This window comes from Zavarzinia compransoris, from assembly GCF_003173055.1.
Lineage (GTDB): Bacteria > Pseudomonadota > Alphaproteobacteria > Zavarziniales > Zavarziniaceae > Zavarzinia > Zavarzinia compransoris.
The window spans coordinates 995,649-1,008,920 of sequence record NZ_QGLF01000001.1; the positions used below are offsets into that span (position 1 = coordinate 995,649).

12 protein-coding genes are annotated in these 13,272 nt (G+C 68.8%); 3 read left to right on the plus strand and 9 right to left on the minus strand.

Annotated elements, in window-relative coordinates; all coding sequences use genetic code 11:
• The 3 genes from DKG75_RS04885 to DKG75_RS04895 all read right to left on the minus strand — a co-directional run bounded on the left by DKG75_RS04885 (nucleotide 1) and on the right by DKG75_RS04895 (nucleotide 3,603).
• Nucleotides 1–1,311, minus strand: a complete 1,311-nt coding sequence (locus tag DKG75_RS04885) for an aspartate aminotransferase family protein (RefSeq protein WP_109919921.1) — start codon at nucleotides 1,309–1,311, stop codon at nucleotides 1–3.
• A gap of 4 nt (nucleotides 1,312–1,315) precedes the next feature.
• Nucleotides 1,316–2,350 carry a phosphotransferase gene (locus tag DKG75_RS04890; RefSeq protein ID WP_109919922.1) on the minus strand — a complete coding sequence of 345 codons (1,035 nt, stop codon included), beginning with the start codon at nucleotides 2,348–2,350 and terminating at the stop codon, nucleotides 1,316–1,318.
• 71 nt (nucleotides 2,351–2,421) lie between these two features.
• Nucleotides 2,422–3,603, minus strand: a complete 1,182-nt coding sequence (locus DKG75_RS04895; protein WP_208111942.1) for a cytochrome-c peroxidase — start codon at nucleotides 3,601–3,603, stop codon at nucleotides 2,422–2,424.
• 145 nt (nucleotides 3,604–3,748) lie between these two features.
• On the opposite strand from DKG75_RS04895, the gene DKG75_RS04900 reads away from it, so the two are divergent.
• Nucleotides 3,749–4,087, plus strand: coding sequence for a hypothetical protein (locus DKG75_RS04900; RefSeq protein ID WP_208111943.1), 339 nt, complete (start codon nucleotides 3,749–3,751; stop codon nucleotides 4,085–4,087).
• Entirely contained in the window at nucleotides 4,087–5,268 is a 1,182-nt protein-coding gene (locus tag DKG75_RS04905; RefSeq protein WP_109919923.1) for a hypothetical protein, read from the plus strand. Before DKG75_RS04900 ends, DKG75_RS04905 begins: the two co-directional genes overlap by 1 nt.
• On the opposite strand, the gene DKG75_RS04910 is transcribed toward DKG75_RS04905, so the two are convergent.
• From DKG75_RS04910 to DKG75_RS04930, 5 genes are all read right to left on the minus strand, one after another.
• A complete protein-coding gene (locus tag DKG75_RS04910) occupies nucleotides 5,262–6,518 on the minus strand; it encodes a multidrug effflux MFS transporter (RefSeq protein WP_109919924.1) in 1,257 nt (418 codons plus the stop codon). The two genes, DKG75_RS04905 and DKG75_RS04910, sit on opposite strands and share 7 nt — an antisense overlap.
• Before the next feature lie 133 nt (nucleotides 6,519–6,651).
• A complete protein-coding gene (locus DKG75_RS04915; protein ID WP_109919925.1) occupies nucleotides 6,652–7,710 on the minus strand; it encodes a TRAP transporter substrate-binding protein in 1,059 nt (352 codons plus the stop codon).
• A gap of 15 nt (nucleotides 7,711–7,725) precedes the next feature.
• The gene (locus DKG75_RS04920; protein ID WP_109919926.1) at nucleotides 7,726–9,051 is read right to left on the minus strand and encodes a TRAP transporter large permease; all 1,326 of its coding nucleotides are present in this window, start codon (nucleotides 9,049–9,051) and stop codon (nucleotides 7,726–7,728) included.
• A complete protein-coding gene (locus tag DKG75_RS04925; protein WP_109919927.1) occupies nucleotides 9,048–9,557 on the minus strand; it encodes a TRAP transporter small permease subunit in 510 nt (169 codons plus the stop codon). The genes DKG75_RS04920 and DKG75_RS04925 overlap by 4 nt, the downstream gene beginning before the upstream one ends.
• An 8-nt stretch (nucleotides 9,558–9,565) precedes the next feature.
• Nucleotides 9,566–10,333, minus strand: a complete 768-nt coding sequence (locus DKG75_RS04930) for an SDR family NAD(P)-dependent oxidoreductase (protein WP_109919928.1) — start codon at nucleotides 10,331–10,333, stop codon at nucleotides 9,566–9,568.
• A 153-nt stretch (nucleotides 10,334–10,486) separates the two neighbouring features.
• Here DKG75_RS04930 and DKG75_RS04935 point away from each other — a divergent pair, with 153 nt between their 5' ends.
• Nucleotides 10,487–11,359 (plus strand): helix-turn-helix transcriptional regulator, encoded by an 873-nt coding sequence (locus tag DKG75_RS04935; RefSeq protein ID WP_166646338.1) that lies wholly within the window; start codon nucleotides 10,487–10,489, stop codon nucleotides 11,357–11,359.
• Here DKG75_RS04935 and DKG75_RS04940 read toward each other — a convergent pair.
• On the minus strand, nucleotides 11,290–13,059 hold the full coding sequence (locus DKG75_RS04940; RefSeq protein ID WP_109919930.1) for a monovalent cation:proton antiporter-2 (CPA2) family protein: 1,770 nt from the start codon (nucleotides 13,057–13,059) through the stop codon (nucleotides 11,290–11,292). The two genes, DKG75_RS04935 and DKG75_RS04940, sit on opposite strands and share 70 nt — an antisense overlap.
• Between the last annotated feature and the right edge of the window lie 213 nt (nucleotides 13,060–13,272).

The window sequence follows — 13,272 nt, forward strand, 5'->3', positions numbered from 1 at the left end:
TCAGAGCGCGGCCAGGACCTCGTCCAGGGTGGCGAGGAAAAGGTCCGCATTCGCCTTCGAGAAGACCAGCGGCGGCCGTATCTTCAGGATATTGGCCGCCGGCCCGGTCGCGCTGATCAGTACCCGGCGCTCGCGCAGGCCGTTGACGATGCGGGCGGTTTCCGCCGTCGCCGGGGCCTTGGACGCGCGGTCGAGCACCAGTTCGGCCCCGATGAACAGGCCGGCGCCCCGGATATCGCCGAGGATCGGGTGGCGGTCGCCCAGGCGCCGCAGTCCGGCGGCGAGATAGGCGCCGACCGTCCGGGCATTCTCGCGCAGGCCCTCGCGCTGGATGACGGACAGCACCGCATCCGCCGCCGCGACCGAGACCGGATTGCCGCCGAAGGTGTTGAAATAGCGGATGTCGCGGCCGAAAGCGGCCACCACCTCGGGCCGCAGCACGACGCCGGCAACCGGGTGGCCATTGCCCATGGGCTTGCCCACGGTCGCCATGTCCGGGACCACGCCGTGGCGGGCGAACCCCCACAGGGCATCGCCCGTACGCCCGAATCCCGGCTGCACCTCGTCGGCGATGAAGACGCCGCCCGCCGCCCGGATCGCCGCGACCGCGGGGGCCAGGAAGCCCGGCGGATCGGCATAGACGCCGTCGCTGGAAAAAATCGTATCGACCAGCAGGGCGGCGGGCCTGATGCCCTTCGCCCTAAAGTCGTCGATCGCGGCCTGGACGCCGGCGGCAAAGGCGGCGCCGACCTCGCCCGTGCCGCGATAGCCATCGGGGGCCGGCACCAGGCGGACATGGGGCCCGGGCTCGACCGCGGGGCCGAGGGACGGCGACAGTTCCGCCAGTTGCGCGGTCACCCCGTGATAGGCCAGCCGGGTCACGATCACCCCCTGCCCGCCCGTATGCTTGCGGGCGATGCGAAGTGCCAGATCATTGGCCTCGCTGCCGCTGCAGGTCAGCATCAGGTGGCCGATCGCGGCCGGGAATTCGGCCAGGAAGCGCTCGGCGAAATCGAGGATGCCCTCGTGCAGGTAGCGGGTATGGGTGTTGAGGATCGCGGCCTGCCGGGCGATCGCCTCCACCACCTCGGGCCGGCAATGGCCGACCGAGGCGACATTGTTGTAGACGTCGAGATAGGGCGTGCCCGCCGCATCGAACAGAAAGACCCCCTCGCCCCGCACGAAATGGACCGGATGGGCATAGAACAGGCGATAGGCCGGCCCCAGCAGGCGCTGGCGGCGCGCGATCATGGCCTGTTCCGCGGCATCCCCGGCCGCGGTGCCGGGCACATAGGCGTTGATCATGGTCATGGGCTCAATCCCTCAAGGCCCGGCGCAGGTCGCCGGCCAGGGCGGCGGGCGGGCGGGCGGCCAGGGCGCGCAGCCCGCGCCAGGCGCCCGGATTGTTGCGCAGGATGTAATCGCGATTGTCCGGCGCCAGCCCCGCCCGCCAATGGGTGACGCAGACCGTCAGCATCATGCGCGCCAGGATCAGGTGGGGCAGGACGGCGATTTCCGCCGCCGTCAGCGGGCATTCGGCGGCAAAGCCGGCAACGAAGGGCCGCACCCGCGCCAAAGGATCGTCGCCCCCCTCGACCTGATAGGCGAGCGCGGTGCCGAGGTCGGCCACCAGGGGCGCGGCCAGCGCATCGCCGAAATCGATGATGCCGGCGATGCGGGCATGATCGGCCGGATCGACCACGACATTATGCGGGTTGAGGTCGTTGTGGATGAGTTGCCGGCGCAGGCCGTCGAGCACGGGCGCCGCCTCCACCTCGAAGCGGTCGATCAGGCGGGCGACGAGGTCGCGCTCCTCCTCCCCCGGCAGATAGGCCAAGAGGCGGCGCATGCGGGTGACACGGGTGGCATCCCAGAGCAGGTCGCGTTCCGCCGCCCCATGGGCGAAATCGCCGAGCGCCCGGTCCAGCCGGCCGAGGACGCGGCCCAGCGCCAAGGCCTGGGCGGGGGACGCCGTGCTGCTGTGCAGGGGCTCGCCGTCGAGATAGGTGATCAGGCGCACCACCATGGCGCGGCCGTCGGCGAAGGGCAGGACACGTTCGACCGCACCGTCCAGGCCCGGCACCACGCGCGGCACCGGCAGGGCGCGGTCGCGCGCGGCGATATGGATCAGGGCCGCCGTCTGGAGATTGGTGACCGCCGCCGGTTCCGCCGGATGCGCCATCTTGAGGACGAAGGCCCGGCCGTCCGCCGTGCGCAGGCGGAAATTGCGGTCCCGCTCGCCGGCCAGCGCCGTCACCTCGCCCGCCAGGCCGAAATGCTCGCGCAGGAGGGCGGCGGCTTCGGCCGGGTCGACCGCGGGTGCTGGCGTGGTCAGGACGGCATCGGACATGGTCTGGACTCGGCAAGGCAGGGCTCACGCCATGATGCCGGGACGGACCCCCGTGGTGCCATGCGAAATTGCTATTCCGCCGGGATCAGGGCCTCATAGCGCCGGTCGGTCAGGGTCTTCAGGAAGGCGACCAGGGCATTGATGCGCTTGTCGTCCAGGGCCGGCCCCGATTCCAGTTCCTTCAGCGAGATATTGCCGGCCACTTCCGGCGGCGCCCAGGGCGCGCCCGTTTCCGGGTCGATCTGCCGGCGCGCCGCCTTGGCGTTGTACTTGTTGTAGAAGAGGATGACCGTGCGCAGGTCCTTGAACACGCCGTTGTGCATATAGGGGCCGGTGACCGCGACATTGCGCAAGGTCGGCACCTTGAAGCGGCCGGCCGCGGCCGCCTTGTCGGTCACCGCGTCGTTGGCGGCCAGGCCCTGGTCGGCCACGGGCTTGCCCTGCGCGGCATCGAGGGCGGGATTGGCCGGCACGCCGATATTGTGGAACTGGTAGTTGGAGAAGGTCTCCCCCTCCTGCCCGCCCACGGGTTTCAGCCGGTGGCACTGGCTGCAATTGGTGAACTGGCTGGAGAAGAACAGGACCCGGCCCAATTCCTCCTCCGGCGTCAGCACCGCCTCGCCGCGCAGGAAACGGTCGTATTTGGAATCGAAGGGGGCGAAGGCGGGCGTCCGCTCGAAGGCGGCGATCGCCCCGGTCATGGCGGCATAGCCGGTCTCGGCATCGTCGAGGACGGTTTTGCCGAACAGGGCGCCGAAGGCGGCGACATAATCCTTGTTCTCGCGCAGCCGCGCGACCACCGCCGCCTTGTCCGGCATCGCCATTTCGAGGGGGTTGAGCGGCGGGCCCGCCGCCTGGTCCTCGAGGGTCGCCGCCCGCCCGTCCAGGAACTGGCCGCCGACATAGGCCCCCGCCGCCGTCAGGGCAAAGGCGGGAGACAGCAGGGCATAGCCGGCGGTCGGGGCATTGCGGGTCCCGATCGAAGTGCCGTCGTCGCCCAGCGACACCGCCCTTCCCGTCCCCTCGACCTCGCGGCCGTCGGCGAGGCCGAGGTCGGGCATATGGCAGGTGGCGCAGGCCTGGGTGCGGTTCCGCGACAGGTTGGTATCATGGAACAATTGTTCGCCCAGGCGGGCCAGGGCCGCCGGATCGGCAGCGGGGGCGCCATGGCCGGGCCCGGCAACGGTGGCCGCCAGGGCGAAGGCCGTTGCCGCGCTGGCGAGTCCGGCCATGATTTTGCGATAGAGTCTCATGTCGCACACTTCGCGCCCCCGGCCGGGCGCGGGCAATGCGACCGATTGGCCCGCCCGGCCCCCCCTGTGAACGCTGCCCCTGTGAACGGCATCATCGCGGCCCCATGTTCTTCACCGCATAAGGTGGTGCCGCAAGGAAGGAACGATGGTCAAGGACATCAGCAAGCCGATCAAGACCGGATGGGAGGATTTCGTCCTCGTCTGCGGCAAATGCGAGCGGAAGGCCAAGCGCGGCTTCGGCCCGGACGGCAAGCAGGATTTCGCCAAGGCCCTGTCCCGGGCCCTGGGCGGCGACTGCAAGGCGAAGCCGAAGACCGGCATCGTCGAGACCCGCTGCTTCGACGTCTGCCCGCGCGGCGCCGTGACCATCGCCTGCAGCCGGGCGCCGGAACAATTGCTGGTCGTCGCCCGCGGCACCCCAATGGACATGGTGATCGAGCGCCTGGGGATCGGCGCCGAAGGGCAAGAGACGGAACGGAAGTGATGGACGTAACGCCTGCCGACCTCGTGCTGCGCCCGCTCGGCGCCTTCTATGGCTTCGCCGGCCTCGTCGCGCTCCGGGCCGCGGTCATGGGCGGCTTCATCGACCGGGCGCTCGCCGCCCTGTCGATGAAGCGGACCCCGCGGGCCGAGCGCATCCGCCAGATCTGGCTGACCGCCGCCCCGGTCGGCATCGGCGCCGGCGGCTTCGCCCTGATCATGCTGTGGGATTGGGCGGTCGTGCTCTTCATCGTCAATGCCCTGGCCCAGGCGGTCTATCTGGTGATCGTGGCGCCCCGCTACCTCGACCCGGAAGATCCGCCGGACGCGAAGGGCCGGCGCAGCACCTGGAACGCCTTCCTTCTCTATCTCGTCGCGACCGCGGGGGTGATCTGGGCCGGCCATGCCGGCACGCTGCGGCCGTTCGAGGCGCTTCACCCGGCGCTTCTCGCGATCGCGATCTTCTGCTTCGTCTTCGGTTACGGCATGGTCCTGCGGCAGCTGGTCGACCGGCCGGGCGGCGGCAACGCGATCGACGGGGGCATGGCGCCGGAACCGGTGCCGGCGCGGCTGATCCTGACGCCGTCCTGGGGCGGCACCGGCCTGATCGATGCCGAAACCGGCCTGCCCTGGGAAACCTGGGAACAGCGCGCCTACCTGCCGGAAGACCTGACCGCGCGCCTGCTCGGCTGGATCGACCTGTTCCAGTCCCGGGCCGATGCCCATGACCCGCGCCGGGCCGCCCTGCTCGATCCCGCCGCCCAGGCCGGGATCGACGCGGCGGGCGCAGCGCTGCTGCCGGCGGTCCGGGCCGCCCTGCCCGATACCGCGATCAGCTTCGAGCCCGCGGCCCTGCCCGTGCCCCCGGCCCGCGACCTGGACGGGGGGGTCATGCTGGTGCCGGCGCTCTATGACTGGCCGCTGCGCAGCCTGGCCCCGGCGGACGAGGCGCTCCCGCCCGACCGGATCGGGATTTCCTGGCAGCTGACCCTGGATCTCAATGCCTGGAGCGAGGAATACGACCGGGCCGAGATCGAAGACCTGCCGCCCTGGACGCCGGCGCGCCTTGCCGCCTATCACCGCGACGCCGGGCTCCTGGCCGATCGCCTGCGCCGGGAATTCGCGGCGACCGGCCGGCCGGATCTGCGGGTCGAGATCAGCGACCCGCTGGCTGCCCTTCAGTGAGGGGCGGCGGGGGCGTCGCCGAACAGGCGCCCCCCTTCGGCCCAGAGCGTCACCGCCAGCGAGGCCCCGCCGAGGACGAGGAAGCCGAGGGACAGCGGGATCACCGTGCCGTCGAAGAACCTTGCCACCAGCCCGCCCAGCATGGCGCCGCCGATCGTGGTATAGAAGCCGATCAAGGACGATGCGGTGCCGGCGATATCGCCCAGGGGCGACATGGCCAGGGCATTGAAATTCGGCATGGTCAGGCTGAACAGGAACAGGCAGGCGGTCAGCACCAGGCAGAAGGCGACCAGCGGCGGCCTGCCGTCGAAGCCGAGCGCGAGGCCGACCATGACCAGGGCGCAGGCGACGAAGCCGCATTGCCCGGTATGCAGCAGCCGACGGATGCCGAGGCGGCGGACAAGGCGCGAATTGGTGAAGGACGCCCCGCCCATCAGCGCCGCGATCAGCCCGAAGACGACGGGAAACAGCGGCCCGAGGCCATAGACCGGCCCGGCGAAGATCTGTTCCGCCGAAGCGATGTAGGCCATCAAGCAGCCGTAGAGGAGGCCGGTCGAGGTCGCGGCGGCGAAACTCTGCCTGGTCCGGATGCAGCGCAGCGCCGCCGCCCCGATGCGCCGCGCCGACAGGGGCATGCGGTATTCGGGATGCAGGGTTTCCGGCATGCGCAGGTGGAACCACAGGGCGACCACGAGCCCGACCGCCAGCATGCCGGCAAAGACCAGCCGCCAGCCGCCCGCCAGCAGGATCAGGCTGCCGATCGAGGGCGCGAAGACCGGCACGACGATGAAGACCATCATGATCAGCGCCATCACCCGGGCCATTTCCGCGCCCTCGAAACGGTCGCGGGTGATGGCGGTCGTGATGATGCGCGTTGCCGCCGCGCCGATCCCCTGGACCAGGCGGGCGGCGATCAGCACCTCGAAACTGGGCGCCGCGATCGCCATCAGCGAGCCCAGGGTAAAGATCCCGAGCCCGAGCATCAGCGCCGGGCGCCGGCCCCAATTGTCCGACAGCGGCCCGTAGAGAAGCTGGGCGACGCCGAAGCCGGCCATGAAGACGACCACGGTCAGCTGCATCTCGTTCGGGTCAGCCAGGCCGAAGGCGGTGCGCATCTGGCCGAAGGCCGGCAGCATGCTGTCCATGGACAGGGCGCCCAGCGACATGGTGAAGGCGACGATGGCGACGAATTCGCGAAAGCCGAGGGCGGGCCGGAAAGACCCGCCGGTGCCGGCATCTTGGGGGTTCATGTCTCTCTCTCGCCGCAGCGGCAGCGCGGCGGATTATTTCAGCGCGGGCGGCGGGACGGCAAGGCCGGCGCCTGCATAGCCCCCCGCGCCGGACACAGCCCTCGGACGCCCGAGGCGCCGAGGGCCGGGTCCCTCAGCCGCAGGAATAGAGACCGCCGGCCTTGCCGATGGTCGCGTTGTATTCCTTGAAGATCGAAACCACCTTGGCCTTGATCTCGCTTTCGGCCGCCACTTCGTCCCAGAATTTCTTGGCCGCCTCTTCGAGGACGGCCCATTCGGCGGCGGGCACGGTGGTGAGTTCCAGCTTGGTGCCGGTGGCGCGCAGCTTGGCCTCGCCGCCCCAATACCATTGGTCGCGGTACTGGTGACCGGCTTTCACGCAGGCGAGATAGAGTTCCTTCAGGTGCTCGGGCAATTCCGCCCAGCGCTTCTCGTTGACGAACCAGGAGCCGATCCAGGCGCCCGAGATATTGTTGGTCAGGAAGTATTTGGTTACATCGGCCCAGCCCACGGTGTAATCCTCGGTGATCCCGGACCAGGACATGCCGTCGATCTCGCCGGTCTGGGCCGCGACCTGCACGTCCTCATAGGGCAGGGAGACCGGCACCACGCCGAACTGGGCGAGGAAACGGCCCGCGGTCGGGAAGGTATAGAGGCGCAGGCCCTCCAGGTCCTTCACCGAGCGGATCGGCTTCTTGGTGTTGAAATTACAGGGGTCCTGGCCGGCGGCCGAGAGCCAGACCACGCCCTCCGCCTTCTTGTAGGCGTCGCGCCAGATATCGGCCAGACCGTATTGGGTGAACAGGGTCGGCACGTCCAGGGCATGCTTGGTCGCGAAGGGGAAATAGCCGCCGAAGGTCGCCACTTCGACCGGCGCGGCCATGGAATCGTCGTCGGAATGGACGGCGTCGATGGTCCCGGATTGCAGGGCGCGGAACAATTCCCCGGTCGGCACCAATTGGTCGGCGTAGTAAAGCTCGATCACCATCTCGCCCTTGGCGGCCTTGTTGAAGGCGTCGATGGCGGGCTTGGTCACATGCTGGCCGAGAACCGAGCCGGCATAGGTCTGGAACCGCCACTTGATCGGTTCCGCCGCCTTGACATAGGGCGCGCCGATGGTGGCGGTGCCCGCGGCGGCGGCCGTGGCGATGCCGGCCTTCTTCAGGAAATCACGCCTGTTGGTCTTCTTCATCACCCAGCCTCCTTGTCAATTGCCGTAGTAGTAGTGGGGCAGCCACGTGGCGATTTCGGGAAAGACACCGATGATGATCAGGGTCAGCACCATCAGGCCGACGAAGGGCACCACGGAGCGGTAGATGTCGGGCAGCGTAATCTCGGGCGGCGCCATAGAGCGCATCAGGAACAGGTTGTAGCCGAAGGGCGGCGTCAGATAGGCGACCTGGCAGGTGATCGTATAGAGCACGCCGTACCAGACCAGATCGAAGCCGAGGCTGCCGGCCAGCGGGATGAACAGCGGCGCCACGATCACCAGCATGGCGGTATCGTCGAGGAAGGCGCCCAGGATCAGGAAGGTGACCTGCATCATGATCAGGATCACCCAGCGATCCATGCCCAGTTCGCCGACGAACAGATGCTCGATCGACTTGACCGCGCCCAGCCCGTCGAAGACCGCGCCGAAGCAGAGCGCCGCCAGCAGGATCCACATGAACATGCAGGAGATGCCCAGCGTCTTCTTCACCGTCTCGTGCAGGATCTTCCAGGTGAAGCGGCCGCGGACGACGACGGCGACGATCGACGACAGCGCCCCGACCGCCGAGCTTTCAACGAGGCTGGTGACCCCGGTCAGGAACAGGCCGGTCATGGTGACGAAGATCACCAGCGGGATCAGCCCCGCCCGCAGCAGGGCGAATTTGTCGCCCCAGGTATAGCTCGCCCGCTCCTCCTTGGTCAGCGGCGGGCAGAGGTTCGGCTGAAGCCAGCAGCGGATGACGATATAGAGGCCGAAGATGACCGCCATCAGCAGGCCGGGAAAGACGCCGGCCATCCACAGGTGGCCGACCGGCTGGCGCGCGATCATGCCGTAGAGCACGAGGACGACGCTGGGCGGCAGCAGGATCCCGAGGGTCGAGCCTGCCTGGATCACGCCGGTGACCATGACCTTGTCGGCGTTGCGGCGCAGCAGTTCCGGCAGGGCGATGGTCGCCCCCACCGCCATGCCGGCGACGGAAAGGCCGTTGATGGCCGAGATCACCACCATCAGCATGACCGTGCCCAGCGCCAGCCCGCCCCGCACCGGCCCCATCCAGACATGGAACATCTTGTAGAGATCGTCGGCGATCCGGCTTTCCGCCAGCATGTACCCCATGAAGACGAAGAGCGGCAGCGTCAGCATGGGATACCACTTCATCAGCTTCATGGCCGAGGCGAAGGACAGTTCGGCCGAACCGTCGCCCCAGAGCAGCAGGGCCGACGCCGCCCCCACGAAACCGATGACCGCGAAGACCCGCTGGCCGGTGAGCAGCAGCAGCATCATGCCGCTGAACATCATGAGGGCGATGAGTTCATAGCTCACGGCAGGGTCTCCCCCCGGGCCGCGGCCCAGTCCTTGAAGAAGATCGCGATCGCCTGCAACAGGGTGAGCAGGATGCCGAAGGTCAGCACCACCTTGACCGGCCACATATAGGGCCGCCAGGGCGAGAAACTGCGCTCGCCGTATTCGATCGCATAGACCGTGCTGGAAACACCGCCGTAAAGCAGCAGGACGAGGAAGGCGATCATGGCCAGATTGGTGAAGAGGTCGACCTTGGCCTGCCGCCTCACCGGCCAGCCGCCGTAGACGAGGTCCATGCGCACATGTTCCCCTTCCCGCAAGGTCCAGGCCCCGCCCAGCAGGTAATAGGACGCCATGACGAACTGGGCCATCTCGACGGTCCAGTTCAGGGGCAGGAAGAACACCTTCATGAAGGAGGCGAGCAGCAGGATGCCCAGCAGGGCAAAGACCAGATACATGGCAAAGAGGCCGGTCCAGAAACTGATGCGGTCCATGAAGCGGACGTAAGCCTTGATGAAACCCGGCATGTTGCCCCTCAGATCGCGGTGAAGCCGTTGTCGACGAAGAGCTGGGCGCCGTTGACGAAACTCGCCTCGTCGCTGGCGAGGAAGAGGGCGGCCTTCGCCACCTCCTCCGGCTCGCCGATGCGGCCCTGCTGGGCGGCGAGCGCGGCTTCCGAGACGTCGACGCCGTAGGATTGCAGCAGCTCGACCTCGCGCAGGCCGTGGGGCGTGCGGATGAAGCCGGGACAGACGGCGTTACAGCGGATGTTGCGGTCGCGGAATTCGACCGCGATGGCGCGGGCGAACATGTGGCAGGCGCCCTTGGTGGTGTCGTAGAGCACTTCCATCGGCGTCGCCGCCACCGCCGAGATGGACGAGGTGCAGACGATCGAGCCGCCGCCGGCCGCGATCATCCCCGGCAGCACCGCGCGGGTCATCAGGAACATGGAGCGGACGTTGACCGCATGCAGCCATTCCCATTCGGCCAGCGTCGTCTCGAGGAAGGGCTTGATGACGATCGAGCCGGCGTGATTGAACAGGGTGGTGATCGCGCCGAAGCGCGCCGTGGCGGCATCGACCGCGGCCGCCACCGCGCCCTCGTCGGAAACATCGGCGGGAAAGACCGCCGCCTCGCCGCCCGCGGCCGCGATCTGCGCCGCCGTCGCCTCCGCCGCCGCCTCATTGCGGTCGACGATGGCGACCTTCGCCCCCTCGGCGGCGAACAGCACGGCTGCCGCCCCGCCCATGCCCGTGGCCCCGCCCGAAATCAGTGCGATCTTGCCTGCCAGCCTGCCGGCCATGCCCCTTGCCCCTCGCGTTGGTCACCGCTCGACCGCGCCCGCAGAATCTTGACCGGAGCGCCAGCTTTTTCCTACCGATCATGTTCGTTTCCTGCGACAGTGCGTACATACCCCGAAGGGGATATGCTGCGGTGCATCAAAAAGGGGCAGGGTTTGCAGATCGGCGACTGGCACGCGCGCACCCCCGACCTCGTGTCGATGATCGGCCGGGAGGGGTTTCCAGCGTCCCTCGACCGTGCCCTGGCGACCGTCGCCCCTTTCGACATCAGCTGCGTCTTCGCCTATCCGGGGCAGGATCGGCCGCTTCTGCTGCATGACGGGCTGAACGGCGTGTCGCCGGCCGCGATCATGGACAATTACCTGAACGGCACCTATCTGCTCGACGCGGTCTATGCCGCCTGCCGGCGCCGCGTGGCCCCGGGCCTCTACCGCCTGCGCGACCTGGCACCCGACGCCTTCTTCGACGGCGACTATTTCAAGTCACCGGCGGTCCATCCCTGCATCTCGATGGAGACCGGCACGCTGGCGGAGGAAATCGTCTTCATCGCGCCGCTGGCCGGCGATCTGAGCCTTGCCTATTCGCTGATGCGCCAGCACGGCAATGCCCCCTTCGCGGCGGCGGAGATGGAGCGCCTGCGCGCGGCGGCGCCCATGGTCGGCGCGCTGATGGCCCGGCACTGGCACCACCTTGCCGCCCGCCACAGCGAGGGCCAGCGCACGGCAACCGTCGAGGCGGCGTTCCGCAGCTTCCGCCAGGACCGGCTGACGCCCCGGGAACAGACCGTCGTCAGCCTGATCCTGCGCGGCCATTCCAGCCTGTCCATCGCCCGGACGCTGGAAATCGCCGAAGGCACGGTGAAGATCCACCGCAAGCATATTCACGCCAAGCTCGGCATCTCCAGCCAGACCGAATTGTTCAACCTGTTCATCGAGCACCTGATGGGCCAGGGCGGCGATCACGCCCCCTTGCGCGGCCGGGTCAGCGGCTCGGGCACCGGGCCGGCGGCGCGGCCGCTGCCGATCTGACCGTCCTCCAGCACCTGCTGGGCCAGGCGCTCGGCGTCGCGCCGGCGGATCTCGGCCTTCAGTTGGGCGCAGTCCTCGCCCTCCTCGCCCAGCGACTTCAGGGCGGCGCTGCCGAAGGCGAGCGCGGATTCGAACGTCTCGCGCACCTCGAAATCCACGCCCTTGCGGATCAGCTGGATCGAGTGGCGCCGGTCGTAGGAGCGCACGAGCAGTTTCGCCAGCGGGAATTCGGCCCGGACGATATCGACGATATGGGTCGCTGCCGCCCGGTCGTCGATGCAGACCAGGATCGCCGCCGCCTCCCCCGCGCCCGAGGCGTGCAGGACGTCGAGCCTGGTGCCGTCGCCGTAATAGACTTTCACGCCGAACCGGCCGGCCTCGCGGATGCGGTTGGGGTCGTTGTCGATCAGGGAAACCTCGATCCCGCGGGCGAGCAGCACTTGCGACGCCACCTGGCCGAAGCGGCCGAAGCCGATCATCAGGACCTTGCCGTGCAGGTCCTCCGCCCGGTCGAGATCGTCGCCCGCATCCTGCGGCGCCCGGTTGGCCCGGTCGACGGCCAGGATCAGGATCGGGGTCAGGGCCATGGACAGGATGATGGCGGCCGACATCACCGCCCCGTCCCTTGCGCCCATGAGGCCGGCGGCCAGGGCAGCGGCATAGAGGACGAAGGCGAATTCCCCCCCTTGGGCGAATTGCGACAGGCGGGTGATCGCGGTCCGGTTCGACGCCCCGAAGACCCGGGCGACGATATAGATGCCGAGCCCCTTCGCCGCCATGAAGGCCGCGACCAGGGCCAGCGTCACCCGCCATTCCGCCAGCACCACCCCGACATCCAGCGACATGCCGACGGCCAGGAAGAACAGCCCGAGCAGCAGCCCCTTGAAAGGTTCGATATCGACCTCCAACTGGTGGCGGAAGCTCGACCCCGACAGCAGCACGCCGGCGAGAAAAGCCCCGAGCGCCATGGACAGCCCGCTCTTTTCCATCAGCAGGGCCGAACCGAGGACCACCAGCAGGGCGGCGGCCGTCATCACTTCCCGCGCCCGCGCCCCGGCCAGGACCGCGAACAGCGGATTGAGCAGCCAGCGCCCGGCGGCGACCAGCACCGCCAGCGCCCCGAGTGCGACGACGACGCCGAGCCAGCGCTCGTCCCCCGCCGCCGCATCGCCCGCCGGCGCCAGCAGGGAGACCACGGCCAGCAGGGGCACAATGGCGAGATCTTCGAGCAGCAGGATCGAGACCGCCTGCTGGCCGGCCGGCGTCGCGGTTTCGCCCCGCTCGTTCAGCACCTGCATGACGACGGCGGTCGACGACAGCACGAAGCCCGCCCCGCCGATGAAGGCGACCACCGGCGCATAGCCGAGCAGCACGCCGACCCCGGTGAGCAGGGCGCCGCAGGCGACGACCTGGGCAACGCCGAGGCCGAAGATCTCGCGCCGCAGGCCCCACAGCTTGGCCGGCCGCATCTCCAGCCCGACGATGAACAGGAACAGCACCACGCCCAGTTCGGCGACATGAAGGATCGCAGCGGGATCGGAGAAAAAGGCGAAGCCGAACGGCCCGATGGCGAGGCCCGCGGTGAAATAGCCGAGCACGGAGCCGAGCCCGAGGCGCCTGAACAGCGGCACCGCGACCACCCCCGCCCCCAGCAACACCACGATCGGGGCCAGATTGCTCCCCGCGCCTTCGACAGCCATGCCCGCCTCGATCCCGTTAAGATGCCTTGAGCGCATACGCCAAGCGGCTGAAGTTCCCCCTCACCCCCGCCCTCTCCCCCAAGGGGCGAGGGAGTCCACCCACGCACGGCATCGACTCCCTCGCCCCTTGGGGGAGAGGGCGGGGGTGAGGGGGAAGCCGACGCTTCCGCTTCGCCTGAACACACCCCAGCTTCAGCGGTACGGGCGATTCAG

What these genes read in the sequence shown, in the direction of transcription:
- DKG75_RS04885 (WP_109919921.1), bottom strand. Translation starts at nt 1,311, where the DNA reads ATGACCATGATCAACGCCTATGTGCCCGGCACCGCGGCCGGGGATGCC.
- DKG75_RS04890 (WP_109919922.1), bottom strand. Translation starts at nt 2,350, where the DNA reads ATGTCCGATGCCGTCCTGACCACGCCAGCACCCGCGGTCGACCCGGCC.
- DKG75_RS04895 (WP_208111942.1), bottom strand. Translation starts at nt 3,603, where the DNA reads ATGAGACTCTATCGCAAAATCATGGCCGGACTCGCCAGCGCGGCAACG.
- DKG75_RS04900 (WP_208111943.1), top strand. Translation starts at nt 3,749, where the DNA reads ATGGTCAAGGACATCAGCAAGCCGATCAAGACCGGATGGGAGGATTTC.
- DKG75_RS04905 (WP_109919923.1), top strand. Translation starts at nt 4,087, where the DNA reads ATGGACGTAACGCCTGCCGACCTCGTGCTGCGCCCGCTCGGCGCCTTC.
- DKG75_RS04910 (WP_109919924.1), bottom strand. Translation starts at nt 6,518, where the DNA reads ATGAACCCCCAAGATGCCGGCACCGGCGGGTCTTTCCGGCCCGCCCTC.
- DKG75_RS04915 (WP_109919925.1), bottom strand. Translation starts at nt 7,710, where the DNA reads ATGAAGAAGACCAACAGGCGTGATTTCCTGAAGAAGGCCGGCATCGCC.
- DKG75_RS04925 (WP_109919927.1), bottom strand. Translation starts at nt 9,557, where the DNA reads ATGCCGGGTTTCATCAAGGCTTACGTCCGCTTCATGGACCGCATCAGT.
- DKG75_RS04930 (WP_109919928.1), bottom strand. Translation starts at nt 10,333, where the DNA reads ATGGCCGGCAGGCTGGCAGGCAAGATCGCACTGATTTCGGGCGGGGCC.
- DKG75_RS04940 (WP_109919930.1), bottom strand. Translation starts at nt 13,059, where the DNA reads ATGGCTGTCGAAGGCGCGGGGAGCAATCTGGCCCCGATCGTGGTGTTG.